The organism is Gordonibacter sp. RACS_AR68 (assembly GCF_030418485.1).
Lineage (GTDB): Bacteria > Actinomycetota > Coriobacteriia > Coriobacteriales > Eggerthellaceae > Gordonibacter > Gordonibacter urolithinfaciens.
Map to the genome: position 1 here is coordinate 305,880 of NZ_JAIPUP010000001.1, position 22,374 is coordinate 328,253.

Here is a 22,374-nt window from a genome sequence, read left to right on the forward strand (position 1 = left end):
CTCGTTCAGCAGGGGGGCGAACGTCCATCTGCGCGAACACGGCGCAGCGCGAGGCGATGGCGTGGACGGTGCGACAGCCATGCGCGCAGTAGTTCAACGCCTCCGCGTTCATGTCCAGCATACCGGCGATGGTGTCGATGAAGCCGCCGGTGCCTCCTGCGCAGGTGCTGTTCATGCGCAGTTCCTCCCCGCCGGTGAGGAACAGGATCTTCGAGTCCTCCCCGCCTATCTCGATAGCCACATCCACCTGAGGGATGCGCCGCTCGACGGCCGTGCGCGCGGCGACGACCTCCTGGGCGAACGGCAGGTCCAGCAGGTCGGCGAACTGCATGCCTGCCGACCCCGTGACGCCTATCGTCATCCGCTCTTCCGGGAAGCGCATCCGCGCCCGCGCAAGCGTGTAGCCAAGCGTCTCCCTCACGTTCGACAGATGGCGCTCGTACGAGTCGTAGAGCAGCTCCCTGTCGTCATCGAGCACGACGAGCTTCACGGTCTTCGAGCCTATGTCCACGCCGGCGTGCAGCATGTCCGCCTCCCTCCCCTCTCGGGCGCCGCACGCTACGGCTGCGCCGGCTCGTCCCACGGGTACACCGGTGCGGGGCGCTCCTCCCGCCGTGCCTTCGCGGCAGCCGCCAATTCCAAGATGCGCGCGTGCTCCGCTTTCTTCTGCTCCAGGTACGCCTGCTTGGCACGCTCGCGCATGGCGTCGGTGATGGGCTCTCCACAGGCCGGGCACGCGTCGTCGAGCAGGTTGATCGCACCGCCGCATGCGGCGCACACGCCATGCTTGTCGTAGCACTTGCCGCAACGCGAGCAATCGGTGCACGCGAACGTCATAATCAACCATCTCCTTGGCATCCTCCGAGAACGAACGGTTGCCGGCACGACAGCAACGCCGTGCCGGCAACGAAAGCAACGGTGGCCGCCCGCGGGGGGATGCGGTCGGCCACCGCCGAGAGCATGGCGCTACCGGTACAGCGCCAAATGCCCGTCGGTCTGGTCGGCTAGCTGCTTCATCTCCTCGAGCTCGCCCACGTGCAGCGCCTTCGAGATGCAGATGGCCGCGCACGGTGCGTTGCCCTCCTCCTTCTCCAGGCAGTTAGCACACTTGTCCAGGCGGTAGGCGTACGGCGACATGAACATCTCGTGGCGCCCGTCCACCACATCGGGCTTGCCCAGGAAACAGCGCATGTACGTCTCCGTCACGGGCAGCTGGTAGTAGTCCTGACACGCGAGCTGGCAAGCGGAGCAGCCCACGCAGTAATCGAGCTCAACGAGCACGCCAATCTTCTTAGCCATGGTTTCTTCCCTTCGTCATCGTCGGTTTTCTCATGAAGTCAGGCTATTCGCTGAACTTGCTGATCTTGCACAGGCTGCTGCGCATGGGGGCAGCGCCGAAACCGGGGTCGGAGCCTTCCGCCGTGGTCAGCACGTTCGGGTTGGCCTGGTCCCAGTCGAAGCCGGGCAGGTTCAGCTCCTTGCAGGCGTGCTTGTAGTTCGGGCGGCACATGCTCACCGCTCCCTTGATGACGCCCTTGGAGATGCGGGCCTTCGCCTTGATCTTGCCGCGCAGGCTCTCCACCCACAGCCACTCTCCCTCGGAGATCTGGCGCTCGCGGGCATCCTCCTCGTTCAGCTCGATGTAGGGCCACGGCTCCAGGATGCGCTGGTGGGCGATGTTCGTCCACGCGGAGTGGTAGAAGGCGTAGTCGCGCGCGCCCGTGGTCAGGCACAGGTCGTATTCCTTGTACAGCTCGGGCGTGGAGTACGGGCTCTCGAACGGCTCGTTGTAGCTGGGCAGCGGCGAGTCGTAGCCATAGGACGGCATCTGCTCGGAGTACACCTCGATGCGCATCGTGGGCGTCTGGAACTTCACGAGGCCCTTCTCATGCTGCCGCGTCGTGCGGCTCTCGCCGCCGTACTCGATGAAGTATCCCTGCTTCGCCGCCACCTCGTAGTCGGTGATAGGCTCCTTGCCGTTGGGGATCAGATGGAACTCGTTCAGACGCCACAGCTGCATCTCCTCGGAGCTCTCCCACGGCCACAGCTCCGGGTCGAAGCGCTTGCCCAGGTTGCGCATGAAGTCCCAGTCGTCCCACGCCTCGCCGGGGGCCTTCACGGCCTTCTGCGGGATATTGAACGGGCACGGCTCGGGATACAGCTCCTCGTCGAAGTTGCCCACGCGCTCGGACCAGTGCGCGGCCGGCAGCACGATGTCGGCCAGCTCGGCGCCCGGCGTCATGAAGTAGTCCATGTTCACGTTGAGCTCCAGCACGTCGGACATGAGCGCCTCGTGGATCTTCGTGGCGTTCTCGAAGCAGCCCAGCGGGTCGTTCGCCACCGAGATCATGACCTTCACGGGCCAAGGCTGGCCGGTGAGCATGGCGTCCCACACGTCGTTCGGGATGTTAGCGTTGCCGTACACTTGGGTGTACATGGGATACTTGTCATAACCCAGGCGCAGCTTCGGAGGCACGCGGTCGTAGGCCGTGATCTTCGGGTCGAGCATGAACTCCCAGAACGTGTTGAAGTAGATGCCGCCCTTGTCGTCCAGCGGCGGGTTCAGCAGCAGCTGCAGGATGGTGATGGCGCGGCCGGACTGCAGCGCGTTCGACGTCATCATGCAGGCACCCAGGTACGCGGTGAGCAGCGAGGGCTTGTCATCAGTCGGGTTCGTGATGATGTCGAACATCTCCAGGATCTTCTCCACCGGGGCCCACGTGACGGCCGACACCTTCTCGGGCGTCCAGGCGGCCACCTCGTCCTTGTACGTCTCGAGGCCGGTCTTGCACATCTTGGTGCTGCCGTCCTTGAGCGTGACCTCGAAGGCGCCCATGAGCGAGGGCTTCACGCCCGCGCGGTCGAAGTCCTCGGTCTCGGGACGCCAGATAGCCGGGGCGCCGGCGGTCTTGTCCCACACCACGTAGTGCTCGTCGGACCCGCCTTCAACCAGGTCGGACTCGCGCATCATCATGCGGGCCTCGTTGTCCACGAGGAACGGGGCGTTCGTCCACGTGGTAAGCATCTCCTCGGCGGCCAGGAACTTGCCGCTCTGGAACATAAGGTTCGTGAGTCCCAGCGCCAGCGCGCCGTCGGTGCCAGGGCGCACGGGCACCCAAAGATCGGCCTTCGCGGCGATGTCGCGGAACACGGGGTCCACCACCACGACGCGCGAGCCGTTGCGCTTCGCGTCCATGATGCGCAGGCCGCTGTACTGGCGCGAGCGGATGGGGTTCGTGCCCCACATGACGATGGAGCCGGCGTTGCGGTAGTCGCACGCCTCGTGCGGATGGAACATGCGCCCGTAGGTCACGTGCGTCTGGGCCAGGTTCGGCAGCAAGCACACGTGCGTCGGCCACACCTTGCCGCCGCCGTTCCACGTGTTGTTCAGGCGGTCGAGGAAGTGGTTCGAGCCACGGCCCGTGCCCTGCGAGATGATGACCGACTGCGGGCCGTACTCCTCGATGGTCTCGCGGATCTTCTTCTCGATGATGTCGAGCGCCTCGTCCCAGGTAATGCGCTCCCACTTGCCCTCGCCGCGCTTGCCGGCGCGCTTCAGGGGGTACTTGAGGCGGTCGGGATGCGCGTGGATCTCCTGGGCCGAGAACGCCTTGACGCACAGGATGCCGTCGTTCACCGGATTGTTCTTATCGCCCTCCACGCGCACGATCTCGTCGTTGTCGTTGACCGTGAGGATGACGCCGCACTTGGAATGGCAGTCGAAACAGACGGTCCTGACTTTCTTCTCCATGATTACCTCCGTATCGTTTCTCTTGTCTCTTCACGCTCGTCCGCTTTCCCGGACAAGCGAGCTAGAACTTCTTGTCCTTCGTCTCGGGCCCGAACAGGAACACGAGCAGGCCGGGAATGATGACCATGGCGGCGGCGATGTACATGGTCACGTACACCCCGAAGCTGGTCATGACGCCGGCAAGCACGATGGGGCCGACGATGGAGCCCATGCGCCCCCACGAGGTAGCCAGGCCGTTGCCCGTCGTGCGGATGGCCGTCTCGTACAGCTCGGGCGTGTAGAGCGCCATCATCATGGCGTTCAGGTACTTGCCGAACTGGTAGAGGATGCCCGTGACGATGAGCATGACGAGCGTGGTGGACGCGCCGTAGGCGATGCCGAAGATGGACGTGCACAAGCCTGCGATGAGGAACGTCTTCTTACGTCCGAACTTCTTGGCCGACCAGCTGGCGAAGAACCATGCCGGGATCCCGCCCAATATGCCGATGGTCACGAACCCGGTGGATTGCACCACGTCGAAGCCCTTCTCGATGAGGATGGTGGTGAGCCACGTGGTCAGGCCGTAGTCGCTGAACATGGAGATGAACCACACGAAGAAGCACAGCACGGTGACCTTCAGGTACTTTGACTTGAACAGGTCTTTGAACGACATTTTCACATCGGAGCGCACGATGACCTCGACGGGCGGCAGCTCCTTGTGCCGCGCGATAGCCTCCTGCTCGAACTTCGTGCAGATGGCATCGGCCTCCTCGTAGCGTCCCTTCGCCTCCAGCCACAGCGGCGACTCGGGGCAGGTCTTGATGATGCCGATGACGAAGAACGCCGGCAGCGCCTCGGCCAGGTACACGCCGCGCCAGTCGAAGTGCGGCAGGATGAGCACGGTGAGCACGCCCGCCACGGCGAACCCGACCGGCGTCATAAGCTGGTAGAGCGTCATGAACTTTGGACGGTCCTTGCCCGACACGATCTCGCTCAGGTAGCTCAAGGCCACCGGGAACTGCGCCCCCAGACCCAGGCCCAGCACGAAGCGCATGGCGAACAGGTAGTAGACGTTGGGCGAGAACACGAGCGCGAACCCGGCGACGCCCCAGATGAGCATCGAGGCAACGATGGTCTTCTTGCGGCCCACCTTGTCGGCTATGCGGCCGGCGGCGATGGCGCCGAAGAACATGCCGAGGAAGCAGATGGACGAGTAATACCCGCCCGTCGTGGCGTCCATGCCGAAGTATTCGCGAATGGCCGGCATCAGAAAGCTGGTGCCTCCCAGGTCGATGGTCTCGGCGAACCAGCCCATGAGCACGAAGAAGATGATAAGCGCCGTATGCGGCGAGGTCGGAATGCGGTTCATGCGATCGGCGACCGAAACGCGCCCGTCCTGCCCGCCACGCTCGCTCCCCTTGGCCGCGGGCGGTGCGGATCCTCCGGCGGCGACGGCATCTGCCATACGATCAACCTCCTTAAAGAATTGGATCTCCCCTTTGCCTCACCGCGCTGGCGGTGCGGCCGAATCGGAGCGGATGCGCGCCTTCCCCCTTCCCCGCTCAATCCGCGTCAAACCTTGTGCCACCCAAGATACGCGGCGGCCCGGCGGCGGTCGATCAATGGATCGTTGCAACGGTTAAACGAATTGGCAGGGTGCTTGTACCGGAGCATAAAACGCTATGACCTCGGTAAACGAGGTCTCTGGCAGGATTTCCTGCAAAGTCTATCCGTAGGGCAGGAGCTCTGCCCTTGCCGCTCAACAGAGGTCGCCCAGCAGGCTGTGGCAAGGGCAGAGGCTCTTCCCTTGCCCTACGGGACAGCCTCCATGGCGAACCTGCGTTTCGGGCTTTCGGCACAACCCTTCCGCGCTACACCAGCTCGTAGGTGTCCAGGTAACGCGGCTGCAGGTTCTTCTCGGCAACCGTCTTCCTTATGTAGCGGATCACGGCGTCCACGTGTTCCCGGGAACGGTTCTCCGGCGTGGAGAGCAGCCCGAACTCCGTGCTGAAGAAGCCCTCGGTGGGCTTGGTCACCACGCGGTCCGGCAGCGTGCGCAGGCCCTCGACCAGCTTCGGTGCGAAGCCAACGGCCTGGTGCTCCATGATCTGCACGAAGATGATGGCTCCTGCGTTCGTGACCGTCTTCACGTTGTCCTCGAGGATGTAGTCGTCGAGCGCATCGCCCAGCACGGTGTCCTTGTAGCGTGCCACCGGGTAAGGATCCACGTCGCGCGGTCGTACCGCGTCGCGCCGGGCCAACGGCGAGAACGACGACACCATCGCCACGAGCGGCGACGTGAACAGCGGCTCGTACACCATGCCTCCGTCCTCCACGAGCTCGTCCACGTAGCTGCGGTACTTCTCCGTCATGGGCAGCGATATGATGCCGAACGACTCCTCCTGGTCGCGCGACAGGATATGCGGCACAATGCGGTAGAGGTTCGACTCGTTGAGCTTCACCTCGAACGGGAACTGGCCCGGCCGCTGCAGGTTCAGCAGCGAGATGAGGTACTGGGACACGCAGGATGTCACCGTGATGCGCACGAGGCCCTTCGACGGCGCCATGTCGGCCAGCTTGTACTCGGTGAGCGATCCCTTCGCCTCGTCGTACAGCTCCACGATGGCGTCGATGCGGCGGCTGAGCTCCTCGCCGGCAGGCGTGAGCGATATCAGGTTGTTCTGGTAGGTCATGAGCGTGACGCCGAAGTCTTTCTCCAACTGGTGCAGGGCCCGGCTCAGCCCTTGCGGCGTCATGAAGTAGTGGGCGGCCGTCTTGGAGATCGATAGCGTGCGCGAGAAATCCTTGAAATAGTACAGGTACTCGATATGCATTGCGACCACACCTTCTCGTCTTCCCCTGAAACGTATGTGTGCAGCGCTCAAACGCGACGGCCCCGGATAGCCTCCCCAGTCTACCCGAGGTTCGTCGCACCGGCAATTTCCTGAGAAGCGGCGTCAAGATAACGCCCGTTGGCCGGGAGAGCCGCTTCTGCGCATCCGACGTGCGGTTACGCTTGGGGAGCGGAGGGCGGCCCCGAAGGCTTGGGCGCCGTGGGCGCGCCCGGCGTGGCAGGCATCTTCTGCCCCGGCATGGCAGGCGCCGCAGGCTCGTCGGCCGGCGGCAGCGGCTCCTTGCAGAACGGGCAGGTCACCGGTCGGAAGTTAGGCGACACGATCTTCTTCCCGCAGGCCGGGCAGATTAGCGGTCCCGAGGTCGTATCAGGTGGTCTGAAGCACATGGCAGTCCCCTTTCCCCCTCGCGTAGATGCGAGGAACGTCGTTCGACGTTTTCACTATAGAAAAATGCCGACAAGGGGACAAACAACGAACGATCCCACTCCCCCCAACCGTTCGTTGCGACGGTGGAGCAGGATAGCACGGTGCTGGAAAGGAATTTGGACTGCGATGGCAGAATCGGGCGGATCTTGCGGCCGCCCCCCCCGTCGACGAAGGTTGAGAATCCTGCCATGAAAACGAGATTTCGGCGCGCATCTTTGCTTGCGATCGCCAAAGGGGAAAGGGGGATGCCCCTGCCCGTCCGCCGCCGCGCCTCAGTACTCGCGCTTTGCGCCGCCTATCAGCACGAGCGTGACCTTCGTTCCCACGCCCAGCTCGCTCTCCACTTCCATGTGGGTGTCGGAGCCGAAGTAGCCGCAGATGCGGTCATGGACGTTCTTCACGGCGATGCCGCATCCGGTGGACGATTCGGGGTGCAGGATGTTCAGGCGCGCTTCCTCGGTCATGCCCACGCCGTCGTCCGCCACGCACACGATAACGTCGTCGCCTTTCACCTGGCCCGTCACGCTGATGGTGAGCTTGCCTTCCGACGGCATGGCATGGCGCACGGCGTTCTCCACGAGCGGCTGGATGAGGAAGGGCGGCACCATCATGTCGTCGACGTCCGGCTCGATGTCCACTTCCATGGCTACCCGGTCCTCGCCGAAACGCGCGATCTCGAACGTAAAGTAGCGCTTCGTCTGCTCTATCTCGCGCGCGAACAAGATGAGGTCGGTGGAGTCTTCCAACGTGCGGCGGTAGAACACGGCGAACTCGCGCAGCAGGATGCGCGCCTTCTCGGGGTTCGTGCGGATGAGCGAGGCGATGGTGTTGATGGTGTTGAACAGGAAATGCGGGTTGATCTGGCTCTGCAGCGCCTTCAGCTCCATGCTGGTGGCCAGCTTCGTCTGCTCCTCCAACGCCGAAGCCGCCATCTGGGTGGACAAAAGCTGGCCGAAACCCTCGGCGATGGACTTCTGCGTCTCGGAGATATGACGAGCTCGGCGGTAATAGAACTTCAGCGTGCCCTCCACCGTGCGGCCCACCACCAACGGGACGATGATGGCGGCCTGGATGGTGGACGAGCCGGACGGGAAGCCGATCTCCTCTGGTGTGAACAAGATACGACCGCGCCCATCGGAGAGCGTGGCATGGGTTGCGTGCGTGCGGATAACGCTGCCGGAGGGGTTGTCGGCCTCCTCGTAGCCGGCGTAGCCCAGGATATGGTCCTTGTCGGTCACTGCCACGGCAATGGCCGCCGTCGAGGGCAGCAGCAGCTGGCAGATGCGCTGTGCAGCTTCGCTGGTCATCCCCTCCTTCATGCAGTCGAGCGTCTGGCTGGCCAGGCGCAGCATGGCATCGGACTGGCGCGCGCGCACGGAATCGGGATCCATGAGCAGCCGGATGACGATGACGAGCGAGAGGGTGAACACGATGCCTGCCACGATGAGCACGGCGATGCTGCGGTACGGCGACACGGACGACCAGATGAGCACGAGGCCCGACAGCACCGCTACGGTGAACATGAACATCTCGAGCGTGAAGAAACGGGGCAGGGCGGTCTTCTCCGTCGTTTCCTGTTGCACCTGCTGCAAGGCGAACCTCCTCGTCGTGTCTGAAGGCACCATCCTACCAGCATCCGGCGTGCAATGCACGCCCGTTTGTCAGAGCACCCCCACCTCGTTCAGCACGAGCACGACTGCGGCCACGATGAGGAAGCCGCCGAAGATGAAGCGCAGCGTGCGCTCGGGCACGAGACGCACGAGGCGGGCACCGACCACGGCGCCGGGGATGGAGCCCACAGCCACCGCGATGCCGGCCATATAGTCGATATTGCCGAGCAGCCCCTGCTCGATGGTGCCCGGTATGGCCAGCAGCATGACGGCGATGAGCGACGTGCCCGACGCCTGCTTCATGGAGATGCCCACGAGCGACAGCATGAGCGGCACCATGATGAACCCGCCTCCCACGCCCACGTACCCGGACGCCAGGCCGGCGCCCAGGCCGATGGCGGCGCCGATGGCCAGCTGCTTGCGCGAGAGCTTGGGGAACGACTTGCCCGTGTCCGCAGCGATCTCCGACGAGCCGGCCGGCACATCCGGCTCCACGTCGTCGTTCGCCGCGGCGTCGCCCGCCTGCTCCACGGCGGCCTCCGCGGGGGTCTCGCCCGCAGGCTCCGCCTGCGCGGGCGCCGCGGAGCGGGCGGGCTTCATCTTCCACGCCTTACGCAGCATGTTCACCGCCGAGTAGCCGATGATGAGCGCAGCCGCCAGCATGACCATCCAGGCCGGGGATATGGTGGCAAGCCACACGCCGATGGGCGAGGTGCAGGCACCGCCCAGACCGGCCGCCAGGCCGAGGGACGGCACGCACGTCTTATGCCGCACGTGCGACACGGCTCCCGAAACGGAGGTGGGGATGATGGTGAAAAGCGACGTGGCCGTGGACATTATGGGGCTCATGCCGAACGCCAGGCGGAATATCGGCACGAGAACCGTGCCGCCGCCGATTCCCAGCATGCCCGAGAGAATACCGATTCCGATGCCCACAAGGGCGGGTATCACGAGCGAAGTGAAGATGTCCATGGGCGCGCCTGCCAGTCCCTTCCCCGATCAACGATATGTCCGCGACCCAGTTTAACGGAAACGGCACTGCACGCACGTTAAAGGCGCGTCAATTCCGCAAGCGTCAGGCATGCGTTGCCCAACGTTGCCGCCGCGTCGCCGACGGGCGGCCCCGGAGGATGCGGCAGCTTGCTGAACCTACGCGCAGGCAGGTCGCCGCACGCGCTCGGCTTGCAGCAAGCCGCTCTGGCGGTTGCCCGACCGGCGATGGTCCGGCACCCGCCGCGCTTCCGGCAGCTCGAGCGCTACTCGGCGATGTTGAGGCGGATCTCGCTCGTCACGCCGGGGTCGATGCCAGCCGCCTGAGCAGCCACTGCCGCCGCTTGGCGCGGGGAGTCCACACCCAGCTGTCGTTGCGCGGCCGACTGGATGAGCGCCGTGCGCAGGATCTGGTCGTTCTCCATGCGCGCCATGAGCTCGGGCCAGACGAACTGGAACTCGAAGTACTTCGAGCAGTTGCGCTGCGCGTACGTGGTGGCCTCTCCCGTCGCAGCCTTCGCGGCGCGGCGATAGGCCTTCTTGTCGGGACGCGCCAGGCTGCGCAAAAACGCCGTCAGGCGGATGCGTCGCGTGATGCCGGGCTCCAGGAACGGCCCCGGATACGGCTCGAGCGAGGAGGGCTTCACCTGCAAGAGGTCGATCTGCGTGCGGCTGTACTCCATCTTGCGGAACTCGTAGAGCCAGCGGAAGATATCCTGGCGGAAGCGCGTGCCCTCGCTCTCGGTCTCGGGCGGCAGGTGGCGCAGGCTCCACTGGTTGTCCAGCCAGATGTCCGATCCGTACATGCGCAGGTCCAGCATGTAATCCAGATCCTCGCCGCGCGCGATCCACGGGTCGAACGACAGGCGCTTGAATGCCTCTTTGTGCAGCGCCAGGCAGCCGCCGCACACGTGGTTCGAGCGCGACAGGCGCGGGCCGCGCATGGCCTTCGTCATCATCTTGTTGAACGCCTTGCCCTGCTGCCAGAAGTGGTTGTACCACTTGTCCTGGCTCTTCGAGAGGTACGTGCCCTCGGAGTTGAAGTAGAAGCCCGTCTTGGCCAGGATGGGGATGCCCTTCTTCGTGAGCTTGCCCAGGCCGTACATGGCTTTCTGCAGGAAATCGGCGTCGTCCACCACCTCGTCGTCGTCCAGGAAGACCACCGAGTCGAAGCCGAGCGTGTTCGCCACCACGAGACCCAGGTTGCGGATGGCGCCGTAGCCGGACAGGCCGATCTCCTTCTGAAGCTTGCCCAGGCCCAGCTGCTCCATGCGCTGCTGGATGAGCGCGAGCTCGGGCGCTCCCACCACGGCCACGTTGAGAGAAGGGTACTGCGATACCTGCGTCTGCACCTTCTCGGCCGCCTGGTTCTCGATGGACGGCTCGCTCACCACCAGCACCACGATCTGACCGATGCCGCGCACCTTTTGCAGCGAGTGCAGCAGGCGCGGCAGCTCGCCCGGGGCCGAGATGGGCGTGGCGTGGTCGTAGGTGGTCAAAACGCCGCCGCCTTCCTTGCGGCGACGGGCAGAGACGAAGGTCGGTATGACGATAACCGGGTTCATGCGCTTCCTTTGAAATCGGCGAGCCGACGGTCCCCTTCGACCGCCCTCAAAACTGATCTATTGTACCGCGCGGCCCGCGCTTTGGCCCTGCACCCTTTTGATTACACCGAATTTGCGAAGGGGGACGCGAACGCACCATCCCGGCCAGTGCATGCTCGGAAAGGCGCGCCGCCTGTGGAGCGGCCGCCGGCGCCGCCGATACGCCCATCCGGGCACCGAGGGCGAAAGCGGCCCGGAGAGGCACGATCGGGGGAGGTACGCCTACGACGCCTTCGCCGGCTGCTTCACCACACGGAAGCGCTTGAGCGCCGAAAGCAGCGGCAAACCCAGCACGTACATGACCAGCGCCTCGCCGATACCGGTGGCTACCAAGCCGAACAGGTACATGGGCACGTAGGCGCCGTCCAACGCGATGCTCGTGAACGGGATGGTGTAGAAGCCCAAGCCCTGCAGCAAGAGCGGCAGGTATGCGGGCACGATCACCGCGTTCGCGATCACCGGCCCGAGCAGCGCGAGCTTCGGACGCTCGCGCATCTTCCAACACCACAGCGCGCCCAGGAACGTGGCCAGGCTGCCGAACACCACGTCCAGCAAGCCGAGCGCCCCCGTTCCGTTCACGGCCAGCGCGATAAGGTTCGCCACGATGCAGCCCACCGTGAGCCCCGGCACGGCCGCCGGCGTGAGCACGGCCAGCACGCACACCGCCTCCGATATGCGGAACTGGACCGGCCCCCATGCCAACCCCTGCAAAAGCAGCAACGCGACGAGCGTGGCGGCGGCGTACACGGCCGCGATCATGCCCGCCTGGGCGACGTACGACGATCTTCCCTTGTTCATGGGTTTCTCCTTGTCTCCACACGACCTATCGGCCGCGGGCTTTGGGCAACGGGTAAACCGCGAGTGCAGGGCCCAACGATGCAAACGCGGAGCGCCCCCGCCGTGCGCAACGCACAGCCGAACCGCCGCAGCGAAGTATAGCAGAAACCTTGATCAAGAAGCCGCTGCCATGGTTACGCAAGCTCTTCGACATCCAGGATGATTGAGAACGATAAAGAGGATCGGGTGCGTGCGAAGCGTGGCTGTGCGGGTTTTCGCAGGTCATACGCGGTCGGGCGAAGCCGCATCGACCTTCGATGTTTTTGGATGATAAAGAGGGGCACTCATCTAAGCTGGGCTCCCAACTGGTCGGAGCATTCCGCACGATCTTCTTTGACGAACAGGCTGCCCCGAGAAAAATATAGGAGGGTCTTTCGCAGAGGCGGCAACGGGCGCTAGCCCCTCTTTCCCTTGCGGGATTTGGGTGGGCGGCGCTTGCCGCTGGTGGAGGCTTTCTCGCCGCGCAGGCGTCGGGCTTCCTCGCGGCGCTCCTTCACCTGGGCAGTCTCCTGGCGCAGGCCCTGGTAGGAGGCGAAGCGGGCCTCGCTTAGCTCGCCCGAGTCAACGGCGGCGCGCACGGCGCAGCCGGGCTCGTCCTGATGGCGGCAGTCGCGGAAGCGGCACTGCTCGGCCAGCTGCTCGACGTCGGCGAACGCGGCCTCGATGCCCGCATCGGCATCCCAGAGGCCCAAGCCCCTCACGCCGGGCATGTCCACCACGAAGCCGCCGCCCGGCACGGGGATCATCTCGCGGCTCACCGTGGTATGGCGGCCTTTGCCGTCGCCCTCGCGCACTTCGGCCGTCTCCTGCACCTCATGACCAACCAGCAGGTTCACCAGGCTCGACTTCCCCACGCCGCTCTTGCCGATGAAGACGGCCGTCGTGCCGGAAGGCACGAGGGCACGCACGGCCTCCACGCTTGCCGGCTCCGCCGCCGACACCACCACCGTCTCCGCAGCGGGCCCTGCCAGCTCGCGCACGTGGTCGCGCACGGTGCGCACGGCATCCTCGCTTTCGGCGAGGTCGGCCTTTGTGAGCACCACGGTCACGGCGGCGCCCGTCTCGTAGGCCAGCACGAGCTCGCGTTCGAGCCGCTTGAAATTCATATCGGAGAGCGGCTGCGCCACGAACACGCGGTCGAAGTTCGCAGCCAGCACCTGGGGCAGCGCCCGCTCCGTGGGGTCCTTGCGCACGAACGCGCGCGTACGAGGCAGGATGGCCTCGATGATGCCCTTGTCGTGGCCCGCGGGGACCGTCACCTCCACCCAGTCGCCGATGACGGCGCGCACCTGCTCGCCCTTCACAAGCGCCATGGCGTGCTCGCAGCGCACGAGCCGCCCCCCGTCCGTCCGCACGAGCGGATACCCGCGATCCAGCTTGACAACCTGGCCCTTCTGCAAACGTACCCTCCTTGCCCTAGCGCTGCCGTTCGCGCAGATAGTAGAACACGCCCATGAGCGCGAGCCCCAACGCTGTGGCAATGGCGCCGGGAACGAACGCATTCACGTCGAACTCGTCTTCATGGTGCTTGCCCTTATCCACCACGGTCACGATGTCGGCGTGCAGATCGGTGAGTCCCTCGTGCTCGGTGCAAACCAGGTGGAACGTACCGCGCACCTGCAGCTTCGTGCCGGTGGTGCCGTACTTGCCAAACGTGTCTATCTTCGCCGCCTGCTCGACGGTCATCAGCACCGACACCGTTGCGGTGGAGTCCTTCTCGTTGGCGGCGAGCGTGATCCACCGGTGGCGGTTGTCAAAGCCCTCGCGGATGCTGTCCCCGATGGCCTCGCCCACCACCTGCACGGTCTGGTTGTCGTAGTATGCATCGGCGTTGCCGAGCGCCGCGATGGAGGTGTCGTAGATGAACGAGCTGTCGGGACGCTGCTGGGGGTTCACCAGGTTCTCGTCGTCGTCCGCGAACGCCGAGCCTGGCACGAGCGTCGTCGTCAGCGCCCCAGCCAGCACGAGCGCGGCAAGGGCGCGGCGCAGCCACCCAAGGGCTTCACCGTAGAAGAAACCTGCCTCACGGCCGTGAGGCGCACGGCAACCGCAAGCCCCCTCGCCTTCGGCGCTCCGCGCCCCGCAGGCGCGCTCCCTTGCCTGGTCGGTCGCCCGCATCACAGCACCTCGCCTGTCCGTATCTGCGGCGCGCGCCGGCGCGGCTTGAACGACACGAATATCTCCACGATCAGCGCGAGCAGCGTCACGAACTCCAGACGGCCGGCCCACATCTGCACGATATAGAACACCTCCAGCGTGGCCGGCATGCCAGGCGCGGCCAGCCCCGAAGACACGCCGCCGTTCGATGCCATGGCCACCGACTCGAAAATGGCCTGCGTGGCCTCGTACCCGTGCGAGATGCCCACGAGCGCGCCGATGACGTAGGTGAGCACGTACAGCGTGAACACCGTCATGGCCTCCTTCACCACCTCGGGCGTCACCATGCGACGGCCCACGTGGTTGTACGACACCACCACACGCGCGGAGTCAGGCGCGAGCGCCTCCTTGATGGTGGCCACGATGGATTTCGCTATGATGCCCACGCGGCTGAACTTCACGCCGCCCGACGTGGACCCTCCGCTGCCGCCCACGGCCATGAGCAGGGCCACCACGAGGAACGCGCCCGACGACAGCGCGCCGGTGAGCTGGTTCGTGGTGATGTTCTGAAAGCCGGTGGTGGAGAATGCCGAGATGACCATGAACCCGCCGCGCCTCAGCATGGCCGGTAGGTCGGAGAAGTTCAGGCTGGCGGACAGCGAGGCCGCGAACACGCACGTCATCACGGCAAGCCACAGTACCATGGTGCGTATCTCCAGATCTCGGAAGAACACGGCCACGTGGCCTTTCCATATCTCGGAGTGCAGCACGAAGTTGACGGAGCCCAGCAGCATGAGCATCATGAGCACCACCTCGATGGGGAACGAGTGGTAGTACATGATGCTCTGGCTCATAGGAGCGAAGCCGCCTGTCGTGAAGCCGGATATGGACAGCCAGAGCGATTGCAGGACGGCGCGCAGCGGTTCCATACCGACGAACAGGCACATAAGGGAGAGTATAGCCGTGGCAACAATGATGAACCCCATGCCGATCTTGGCGATGAACTGCGACGTTTGCACCACGTTGGGCACGACGTGCTCGCTGCGCCCCTCCGACGAGTACAGGCTCGCACCCGAGCGCTTGCCGAACAACCCGAACGACAGCGCCACCACGATCAGGCCGAATCCTCCTAAAAGGTGCATCATGAAACGCCACATGTTGTCGGCATTCGAAAGATGGTCGAGATCGAGGATGATGCTGGCGCCCGTGGTGGTGATACCCGACACGCCGTCGAACAACGCGTCGAGGTAGCTGGCAAAATGGCCGGAGAGGTACAGCGGTATGCTCGCCACAAACGCAAGCACGATCCACGCGAAGCCGGTCACGGCCAGCGCCTGCTGGCGGCCGAGCCGACCGGGCTCAATGCGCAGGAAGCGCAGGCCCGAGCCCAGGATTAGCGAGATGCCGATGGTCAGCAGGTAGTGCGAGGCCGGTTCCCACTCGCCGCACGCGATGGCCGTGGCCAGCGGCACGAGCAGCGCAATGGTGGAGAACAGGACGAGCACGCCCAGATAGTGCCCGATGACACGTATGTCGTAGAGGGAGAACCGCTGCCACATGGCCTATCCCCTCCGAAGGCCGGCGCACGGTGCAGCCTGGTTGTCCGTCGTCATCCCAGCACAACCCTCACCACGATGATGAGCGTCCATAGCAGCAGCAGGAAGCACGCGAGCGCCAGCAACACGACGCCGAACCCGATCAGCGGGGTGGTGATAGCCTGCCGTATGCTCTGCTTCGAAGTGCGCATGCCGGTATTCTAGTACAAAAGCCCCGCGCGCGATACGCCTCACGTGCCAACACCGCTAAACGTTGATGCGGCGCTTCTCGTTCGTCTACTCGGGAAAGCCGTCCCGGTGTTTCACGTGAAACACCGGGACGCGAATGCGCCGAGAAAGCGGGCGCGGGCCTCGCGGGCGGAAAGGGCGGTGCCCGGTGCATCCGCACCGGCGAACGCCTCCTCGAGAAAGCACCGCTGATCAGGAGCAAGCGGCAGCTCGTCACGCCAGGAGCCTCCCTGACGCGAGGAGTCGAATGACGAGTACCGCAGGTAAAGCACAAGATCGGCGAAACCGGCGATGTCCGCGGCGCAGGCGGCAGCGAACGCCTCCGCACCTTCCTCCACGAGCCGGCTAAGACCGAAGTCGACGAGCGAGACCCGCTCTCCATCGTACAGGATGTTTGCCGGGCGCAGGTCGCCGTGAGCCGCGCCGGCCTCGTGGAGGGCGATGAGCGCGTCGGCCAGTTGCGCGCCCATGCCCGCGACTTCTACGGCTCCGAACGCATGGTGTCGTTCGAACAGCCAGGTGGCGAGCGAGTCGCCCGGCATGCGCTCAAGCACGATGAAGTAGGCGCATCCTGCGCGCACGATGCCGCGCCACGCCGGCACGGCTGGATGGTCAACGCGGGAGAGCGGCGCCACCTCGCGCCACACGGAGGCGAGGTCGTAGGCAGGGCGAAGGGGACGCAGGAGCTTCAGCGCCGCCGGGGCGCCGCCGGGACCGACGGCGTCGAACACGGCGCCCGAGCCGCCGATGCCCGTCAGCCTTCCTATGCGGTAGCCCTGCACCGTGCGCCCGCAGAAGCGCCGGTACGGCAACGCCACGAGGTGCTCGGCAACGCGGGACACGGGAGGCCTCCCGGCGCGCGCGGCGCTACCGCGGCATGCCGCAGGAGGGACAGAACTTCGCGCCCGGCGGCAGTTGCGATCCGCACGAGGCGCAGAAACCGCCCTGGTTCACCTTCGCACCGCACTGGAGGCAGAATTTGGACCCGGCCGGGATGGCCGTGCCGCACTGCGCGCAAGCCGTGCCGGCGGCGGGGGCGGCCATGGGCGCGACGGCCGTCGGCATGCCGCCCATCGGGCCAGGCTGCTGGTGCGCCTGCACCTGCGCCGGATGCTGGCCGTACTCCTGTTGGCGGTAAGCCGCCTTGCGACGGTCGGAGCTGCTGAACGAGCCGAAGCCCAGACCGGACAGGAAGCCCTTCTGCTGGTACTGGGTGCTGCCGCCCTGGCCGTACTTGCGCTTCTTCTTGCTGCTGAACGAGAACATGCCCATGAATGCCGCCTTTCGAAGGTCGCCCCGCACCTCGGCGCGGCGAGAATCGTTGCAAACGTTGGGACCACGGTAGCAGAACCGTGCAGCACGAAGATCAAATCGAGGTAAAGGATGGCGCCGGGCCGCACCGCTCCCGAAAAACCGCACAAACGTCGCAAGACGCAAAACGACCCGCCGCGCAGCTGGCGGACGGGTCGTTTCAAGTCTTTTTCGCTCACCGCTGGGACACGAGGCTCCTAAGCGGACAACGGCTACTTCTCCAACAGCAGGTCGTCCAAAGCGGTGGCATCGAGCTCCAGCGGGGCCTCGACGGTGCACTCGTAGTTGCCGTCGGCATCGATGTCGATGAGCACGTGGCTGCGGTCGCGCAGCTGGCCCTCCACCACCTTCTGGGCAATACGGTCCACGATCTCACGCTGGATGAGGCGCTTCAGGGGACGCGCGCCGAAGATGGGGTCGTAGCCGTCGATGGACAGGTGCTCCATGGCCGCAGGGGTCACGTCGAGCGTGACGCGGCGGTCGGCCAGGCGGTCGCGCACCTCTTCCAGCTGCAGGTCCACGATGGGCTCGATGTTCGTCATGTTCAGTGCGTTGAACACCACCACGTCGTCGATGCGGTTGATGAACTCGGGGCGGAACGTGGCGCGCAGGGCCCCGTCGATGGCCTGCTTCATGGCCTTCTCGTCGCCGTGCTCGGCGAACTCGCGGATGAACTGCGAGCCCACGTTCGACGTCATAATGATGATGGCGTTCTTGAAACTCACCACGCGGCCCTGGCCGTCGGTCAGGCGGCCGTCGTCGAGCACCTGCAGCAGGATGTTGAACACGTCCGGGTGCGCCTTCTCGATCTCGTCCAACAGCACCACGGAATACGGCTTGCGGCGCACGGCCTCGGTCAGCTGGCCGCCCTCGTCGTAGCCCACGTAGCCCGGAGGCGCGCCGATGAGGCGCTGCACGCTGAACTTCTCCATGTACTCGGACATATCGATGCGCACCATGGCGCGCTCGCTGTCGAACAGGTACTCGGCCAGCGCCTTCGCCAGCTCCGTCTTGCCCACGCCGGTGGGTCCCAGGAACAGGAAGGAGCCGATGGGGCGATCGGGGTCGGAGAGCCCGGCGCGGTTGCGGCGGATGGCGCCGGCCACCGAGGACACGGCCTCGTCCTGGCCCACCACGCGCTCGTGCAGCTTCTCCTCCAGGTCAACGAGCTTCGCCATCTCGCCCTGCATCATCTTCTGCACGGGGATGCCCGTCCACGTGGACACGACCTCGGCTATCTCGTCGTCGGACACCTCCTCCTTCAAGATGGCGCCGTCCTGCTGCTTCACATTCAACGCCTCTTCGGCGTCGTGCAGGCGGCGCTGCAGGTCGGGGATGCGGGCATAGCGGATCTCGGACGCCTTCACCAAGTCGCCCTCGCGCGTGGCGCGCTCCTCTTCGAGCTGGGCGCCCTCGAGCTCGCTCTTGAGCTCCTGCACGTTCACGATGGCATCCTTCTCGTTCTGCCACTCGGCCTTGCGCTTGTCGAGGTCCTCCTGGGCGGCGGCGATGTCGCGGCGCAGCACCTCCAGGCGCTCCTTGGAGGCCTCGTCGGTCTCCTTCATGAGCGCCTGCTCCTCGATCTGCATCTGGGTGAGCTTGCGGTCGGCGGCGTCAACCTCCTCGGGCATGGAGTCGATCTCGATGCGCAGACGGCTGGCGGCCTCGTCCATGAGGTCGATGGCCTTGTCGGGCAGGAAGCGATCGGAGATGTAGCGGTTCGAGAGCTCGGCCGCGGCCACGATGGCGCTGTCGGTGATGCGCACGCCGTGGTGAATCTCGTACTTCTCCTTCAGGCCGCGCAGGATGGCAATGGTGTCCTCCACCGTGGGCTCCGTGACCAACACCGGCTGGAAGCGGCGCTCCAGCGCGGCGTCCTTCTCGATGTACTTGCGGTACTCGTCGAGCGTCGTGGCGCCGATGGCGTGCAGCTCGCCGCGGGCGAGCGCAGGCTTGAGCATGTTGCCGGCGTCCATGGAGCTGTCGCCGGTGGAACCGGCGCCCACGATGGTGTGCAGCTCATCGATGAACAGGATGATCTGCCCCTCGCTCTGCTTCACCTCGCGCAGCACGGCCTTCAGGCGGTCCTCGAACTCGCCGCGGTATTTAGCGCCGGCCAGCATCGCCGGCAGGTCAAGGGCGATGATGTCGCGGTCCTTCAGCGAGGAGGGCACGTCGCCGTCGACGATGCGCTGGGCCAGGCCCTCCACGATGGCCGTCTTGCCGGTGCCGGGCTCGCCGATGAGCACGGGGTTGTTCTTCGTGCGGCGTGACAGCACCTGGATGGTGCGGCGGATCTCCTCGGCGCGGCCGATGACCGGGTCCAGCTTGCCCTCGCGGGCCTGCTGGGTGAGGTTCTGTCCATACTGCTCCAGCGCCTCGAACTGCACCTTGTTCTGCTGGTCGGTCACGCGGGTGTCGCCGCGCAGCTCCTCGTAGGCCGCCTCGATGGTCTTGCGCGTGATGCCGGCGGCGTTGAGTATCTTACCGGCGGCGCCCTTTTCCTCGGCCAGCGCGATGAGCAGATGTTCGCTCGTGGCGTAGCTGTCGCCCAGCTTCTCGGCTATCTTCACGGCGCTGTCGATGAGCCCCATGAGCGCCGGGCCCGGCACGCCGCTCATCATCATGGGACCGCTCGCGCTCACCTTCGGCATGCGCAGGATCTCGTCGTCCACGTTGGCCAGCAGCTGGAACGGCTCGGCGCCGATGCGCTTGATGATGGCCGAAAGGTTGTTCTCCTTCGATTCGAGCAGGGCCTTCAACATGTGGATGGGCTCTGCTTGGGATGCTTCGTTCTCGGAGGCGATGGTGATGGTCTGCTGCAACGCCTCCTGGGCGGTCAGGGCCAGTTTGTTCAGGTTGCCCATGTTCATAGGTTCGTTCCTCCTTCGCTTTCGTCCAATGGCAAAAGCCGAGAATGCAAGGTCAGGGAAGGCGCCGCAGCGCCGTGGGCATGTCGGATGCCCGCACGAGCGAGTTCACGCTCTCGCGCGTTTCCAGCTCGTGCACGCGATCGGCCAATCGGCGCACGCGTTTGTGCAGGTCGTCCAGCTCGTTGTCGCGCTCGTCCAGCCGCCCCTGCAAGTCCAGGATGCGGATGACGCCGGCCAGGTTGATGCCCTCGCCGGTGAGCTCGTTGATGAGCTCCAGCCGCTCGATGTCGGCCTGCGAGTACATGCGCGTGTTGCCGCTCGTGCGCTGCGGCGTGACGAGGCCCTTCTGCTCGTAGGTGCGCAACGTCTGCGGATGCACGCCGGCAAGCTGGGCGGCCACGCTTATCATGTAGAGCGGGCGGTTGCGGTCGGTACGGTCGGTCATTGCCAGCTCCTCACGTCGTCCGTGGTTGCCGCAAGGAAGTCCTCCATGGCCTTCTTCTGGCCGTCGTTCATGGCCTTCGGCACCTGCACGTCTATCTTCACCTTCAGGTCACCGGTGCCCTCGCCCTTCACGCGCGGGGCGCCCTTGCCCTTGATGTTGAGCACCGTCTCATCCTGCGTGCCGGCGGGCACGCGGACGCGCACCTTCGTGCCGTCGGGTGCGGGCACGACGACGCTGGCGCCCAGCGCCGCCTCGGCCACGGTCACGGGCACGTTCACCTCCACGTCGGCCCCCTTCCGAGAGTAGTAGGGGTGCTCGTCGATCTTCGTCGTGATCAGCAGGTCGCCCGCCGCGCCGCCGTTCTCGCCGGGACCGCCCTTGCCCTTGAAGCGCAGGCGGCCGCCATCCACAGCGCCGGCCGGTATCTTCACCGTGAGCGTTTCCTTGTCGGCCCGTCCGGGCACGCGCACGGTCACGAGCTTTTCTGCGCCCTTGAACGCCTCGTCGAACGACACGTTCAGCGTCACGTTCATGTCCTGGCCCTTGCGGGGCCGTGGCTGGCGCGCGCCGCCGCCGAAGCCGGACAGGTCGCCGAAGTCCCAATCGCTTCCGAAGGCGCCGTCGCCGTGGCGGATGCTCTCAAGGATGTCGGCCCAGCTGCCGAACCCGCCGGCGCCGGCTCCGGCTCCGCCGAAGATGTCCTCGACGTTCACGTTGCCGCCACCGCCCCAGCCATGCGGGATCTGGTTCTCGTTCGCGGTCCCGTACTGGTCGTACAACTTGCGCTTCTTGTCGTCGGACAGCACCTCGTACGCTTCGTTGAGCTCCTTGAACTTCGCCTCGTCGCCGCCCGTGTCGGGGTGGTGCTTGCGCGCGAGCTTGCGGAACGCCTTCTTTATCTCGTCAGCCGTGGCGTTGCGCGCAACGCCGAGCGTTTTATAGTAGTCGGGAGTCGCTGCCATGCTCCACCACCTTTCGTTCTATCTCGTATCAAGCAGAAGCGGGCCTTGAATCCGCCCGCTTCCACCTGCCGCTATTTCTTGTCTTTTGTGCCCTCGTCAGGCGCTTTCTCGCGTTTCGGGCCGCCGCTGGTCACGGTCACCATCGCTGGTCGCAAGACTTTCGATCCCATCTTGTAACCTTTCTGATAGACCTCGGCCACCGTCTCGTCGGGCACGTTCGCGTCGTCCACCGTGGCGACGGCCTGAGCCTCGAGCGCGTCGAATGCCTCGCCCTGCGGGTCGATGACCTCCACGCCGTCCTTCTTCAGCACGTCGACCATCTTCGTGTGCACGGCGCTCACACCGTCCAGCAGCCCCTGCTCGCCGTTCTTCGTCGCGTAATCGATGGTGCGCTCGAAGTCGTCCAGCACGGGAAGCAGGCTCGACACCAGCTTCTCGGTCGCGCGGGCCTTCTCGACCTCGCGCTGCTCCGTCGTACGACGGCGGTACGTGTCCCATTCGGCGTGCAGCCGCAGGAACTTGTCCTGCCACTCCTGGGCCTCGGCCTTCGCGGCAGCCACCTGCTCGCTGTCAGTGGGCGCGGCCTCTGCAGGCTCGCCTTCCAGGGCCGCCTCGGCCTCTGCGACGATACGGTCGGCATCGCTGCCGGCGGCCGATCCCTTCGGGTCGGACGACGCGGCGGTGGCACCGGGCTCTGGGGAGGGGGCAGCAGAGCCGGTGACCGCGTCGGCCTGGTTCGCGGAGGGCTGGGAATCCCCGGCCGCCCCGCGCGTGTCCTCGATGGGGATGTTCCTGCCAGCGCCCTGCGCCGGGCGCCCGGACGGGGGTGTGCTCGGCTTGGCCATGGCGG

The 22,374-nt window shown here is 65.4% G+C and carries 20 protein-coding genes and 1 pseudogene; all 21 read right to left on the reverse strand.

Going from position 1 to position 22,374, the window contains the following annotated elements; translation table 11 throughout:
* Nucleotides 1–16: 16 nt before the first annotated feature.
* Nucleotides 17–526 (reverse strand): annotated as a pseudogene (locus tag K9U15_RS14485) (BadF/BadG/BcrA/BcrD ATPase family protein); the annotation flags it as partial.
* Nucleotides 527–558: 32 nt separating this feature from the next.
* Nucleotides 559–837, reverse strand: a complete 279-nt coding sequence (locus K9U15_RS01255) for a hypothetical protein (protein ID WP_161959431.1) — start codon at nucleotides 835–837, stop codon at nucleotides 559–561.
* Between the two features lie 129 nt (nucleotides 838–966).
* A complete protein-coding gene (locus K9U15_RS01260) occupies nucleotides 967–1,299 on the reverse strand; it encodes a hypothetical protein (protein WP_087190720.1) in 333 nt (110 codons plus the stop codon).
* Nucleotides 1,300–1,342: 43 nt separating this feature from the next.
* A complete protein-coding gene (locus tag K9U15_RS01265; RefSeq protein WP_096227543.1) occupies nucleotides 1,343–3,751 on the reverse strand; it encodes a molybdopterin-dependent oxidoreductase in 2,409 nt (802 codons plus the stop codon).
* Between the two features lie 61 nt (nucleotides 3,752–3,812).
* On the reverse strand, nucleotides 3,813–5,195 hold the full coding sequence (locus tag K9U15_RS01270) for an MFS transporter (RefSeq protein WP_096227542.1): 1,383 nt from the start codon (nucleotides 5,193–5,195) through the stop codon (nucleotides 3,813–3,815).
* Nucleotides 5,196–5,601: 406 nt separating this feature from the next.
* Entirely contained in the window at nucleotides 5,602–6,564 is a 963-nt protein-coding gene (locus tag K9U15_RS01275) for a LysR family transcriptional regulator (protein WP_087190717.1), read from the reverse strand.
* A 176-nt stretch (nucleotides 6,565–6,740) separates the two neighbouring features.
* On the reverse strand, nucleotides 6,741–6,971 hold the full coding sequence (locus K9U15_RS01280) for a hypothetical protein (protein WP_123649807.1): 231 nt from the start codon (nucleotides 6,969–6,971) through the stop codon (nucleotides 6,741–6,743).
* Between the two features lie 312 nt (nucleotides 6,972–7,283).
* On the reverse strand, nucleotides 7,284–8,594 hold the full coding sequence (locus K9U15_RS01285; protein WP_096228624.1) for a histidine kinase: 1,311 nt from the start codon (nucleotides 8,592–8,594) through the stop codon (nucleotides 7,284–7,286).
* 78 nt (nucleotides 8,595–8,672) lie between these two features.
* Nucleotides 8,673–9,593 (reverse strand): sulfite exporter TauE/SafE family protein, encoded by a 921-nt coding sequence (locus K9U15_RS01290; protein ID WP_096227541.1) that lies wholly within the window; start codon nucleotides 9,591–9,593, stop codon nucleotides 8,673–8,675.
* 284 nt (nucleotides 9,594–9,877) lie between these two features.
* The gene (locus tag K9U15_RS01295; protein WP_087190715.1) at nucleotides 9,878–11,176 is read right to left on the reverse strand and encodes a glycosyltransferase family 2 protein; all 1,299 of its coding nucleotides are present in this window, start codon (nucleotides 11,174–11,176) and stop codon (nucleotides 9,878–9,880) included.
* A 261-nt stretch (nucleotides 11,177–11,437) separates the two neighbouring features.
* The gene (locus tag K9U15_RS01300; protein WP_087190714.1) at nucleotides 11,438–12,013 is read right to left on the reverse strand and encodes a QueT transporter family protein; all 576 of its coding nucleotides are present in this window, start codon (nucleotides 12,011–12,013) and stop codon (nucleotides 11,438–11,440) included.
* 434 nt (nucleotides 12,014–12,447) lie between these two features.
* Nucleotides 12,448–13,452 carry a ribosome small subunit-dependent GTPase A gene (rsgA, locus tag K9U15_RS01305; protein WP_301154488.1) on the reverse strand — a complete coding sequence of 335 codons (1,005 nt, stop codon included), beginning with the start codon at nucleotides 13,450–13,452 and terminating at the stop codon, nucleotides 12,448–12,450.
* A gap of 16 nt (nucleotides 13,453–13,468) precedes the next feature.
* A complete protein-coding gene (locus K9U15_RS01310) occupies nucleotides 13,469–14,170 on the reverse strand; it encodes a hydrolase (protein ID WP_301154489.1) in 702 nt (233 codons plus the stop codon).
* Entirely contained in the window at nucleotides 14,170–15,708 is a 1,539-nt protein-coding gene (locus K9U15_RS01315; protein WP_096227537.1) for a TrkH family potassium uptake protein, read from the reverse strand. The genes K9U15_RS01310 and K9U15_RS01315 overlap by 1 nt, the downstream gene beginning before the upstream one ends.
* Nucleotides 15,709–15,758: 50 nt before the next feature.
* Nucleotides 15,759–15,896 (reverse strand): hypothetical protein, encoded by a 138-nt coding sequence (locus K9U15_RS01320; protein WP_167380492.1) that lies wholly within the window; start codon nucleotides 15,894–15,896, stop codon nucleotides 15,759–15,761.
* 111 nt (nucleotides 15,897–16,007) lie between these two features.
* Nucleotides 16,008–16,775: a protein kinase gene (locus K9U15_RS01325; protein WP_096227536.1), complete on the reverse strand. Its 768-nt coding sequence runs from the start codon at nucleotides 16,773–16,775 to the stop codon at nucleotides 16,008–16,010.
* A 25-nt stretch (nucleotides 16,776–16,800) separates the two neighbouring features.
* Entirely contained in the window at nucleotides 16,801–17,205 is a 405-nt protein-coding gene (locus K9U15_RS01330; RefSeq protein WP_301155465.1) for a zinc ribbon domain-containing protein, read from the reverse strand.
* Between the two features lie 251 nt (nucleotides 17,206–17,456).
* Complete coding sequence (gene clpB / locus K9U15_RS01335) at nucleotides 17,457–20,117, reverse strand: ATP-dependent chaperone ClpB (protein WP_096227534.1); 2,661 nt, start codon at nucleotides 20,115–20,117, stop codon at nucleotides 17,457–17,459.
* Nucleotides 20,118–20,169: 52 nt separating this feature from the next.
* Nucleotides 20,170–20,562: a helix-turn-helix transcriptional regulator gene (locus K9U15_RS01340; RefSeq protein WP_015539357.1), complete on the reverse strand. Its 393-nt coding sequence runs from the start codon at nucleotides 20,560–20,562 to the stop codon at nucleotides 20,170–20,172.
* A complete protein-coding gene (locus K9U15_RS01345) occupies nucleotides 20,559–21,524 on the reverse strand; it encodes a DnaJ C-terminal domain-containing protein (protein WP_087190707.1) in 966 nt (321 codons plus the stop codon). The genes K9U15_RS01340 and K9U15_RS01345 overlap by 4 nt, the downstream gene beginning before the upstream one ends.
* A gap of 71 nt (nucleotides 21,525–21,595) precedes the next feature.
* Entirely contained in the window at nucleotides 21,596–22,369 is a 774-nt protein-coding gene (locus K9U15_RS01350; protein ID WP_096227533.1) for a nucleotide exchange factor GrpE, read from the reverse strand.
* Between the last annotated feature and the right edge of the window lie 5 nt (nucleotides 22,370–22,374).

What these genes read in the sequence shown, in the direction of transcription:
- K9U15_RS01255 (WP_161959431.1), bottom strand. Translation starts at nt 837, where the DNA reads ATGACGTTCGCGTGCACCGATTGCTCGCGTTGCGGCAAGTGCTACGAC.
- K9U15_RS01260 (WP_087190720.1), bottom strand. Translation starts at nt 1,299, where the DNA reads ATGGCTAAGAAGATTGGCGTGCTCGTTGAGCTCGATTACTGCGTGGGC.
- K9U15_RS01265 (WP_096227543.1), bottom strand. Translation starts at nt 3,751, where the DNA reads ATGGAGAAGAAAGTCAGGACCGTCTGTTTCGACTGCCATTCCAAGTGC.
- K9U15_RS01270 (WP_096227542.1), bottom strand. Translation starts at nt 5,195, where the DNA reads ATGGCAGATGCCGTCGCCGCCGGAGGATCCGCACCGCCCGCGGCCAAG.
- K9U15_RS01275 (WP_087190717.1), bottom strand. Translation starts at nt 6,564, where the DNA reads ATGCATATCGAGTACCTGTACTATTTCAAGGATTTCTCGCGCACGCTA.
- K9U15_RS01280 (WP_123649807.1), bottom strand. Translation starts at nt 6,971, where the DNA reads ATGTGCTTCAGACCACCTGATACGACCTCGGGACCGCTAATCTGCCCG.
- K9U15_RS01290 (WP_096227541.1), bottom strand. Translation starts at nt 9,593, where the DNA reads ATGGACATCTTCACTTCGCTCGTGATACCCGCCCTTGTGGGCATCGGA.
- K9U15_RS01295 (WP_087190715.1), bottom strand. Translation starts at nt 11,176, where the DNA reads ATGAACCCGGTTATCGTCATACCGACCTTCGTCTCTGCCCGTCGCCGC.
- K9U15_RS01300 (WP_087190714.1), bottom strand. Translation starts at nt 12,013, where the DNA reads ATGAACAAGGGAAGATCGTCGTACGTCGCCCAGGCGGGCATGATCGCG.
- K9U15_RS01310 (WP_301154489.1), bottom strand. Translation starts at nt 14,170, where the DNA reads ATGCGGGCGACCGACCAGGCAAGGGAGCGCGCCTGCGGGGCGCGGAGC.
- K9U15_RS01315 (WP_096227537.1), bottom strand. Translation starts at nt 15,708, where the DNA reads ATGTGGCAGCGGTTCTCCCTCTACGACATACGTGTCATCGGGCACTAT.
- K9U15_RS01320 (WP_167380492.1), bottom strand. Translation starts at nt 15,896, where the DNA reads ATGCGCACTTCGAAGCAGAGCATACGGCAGGCTATCACCACCCCGCTG.
- K9U15_RS01330 (WP_301155465.1), bottom strand. Translation starts at nt 17,205, where the DNA reads ATGGGCATGTTCTCGTTCAGCAGCAAGAAGAAGCGCAAGTACGGCCAG.
- clpB (WP_096227534.1), bottom strand. Translation starts at nt 20,117, where the DNA reads ATGAACATGGGCAACCTGAACAAACTGGCCCTGACCGCCCAGGAGGCG.
- K9U15_RS01340 (WP_015539357.1), bottom strand. Translation starts at nt 20,562, where the DNA reads ATGACCGACCGTACCGACCGCAACCGCCCGCTCTACATGATAAGCGTG.
- K9U15_RS01345 (WP_087190707.1), bottom strand. Translation starts at nt 21,524, where the DNA reads ATGGCAGCGACTCCCGACTACTATAAAACGCTCGGCGTTGCGCGCAAC.
- K9U15_RS01350 (WP_096227533.1), bottom strand. Translation starts at nt 22,369, where the DNA reads ATGGCCAAGCCGAGCACACCCCCGTCCGGGCGCCCGGCGCAGGGCGCT.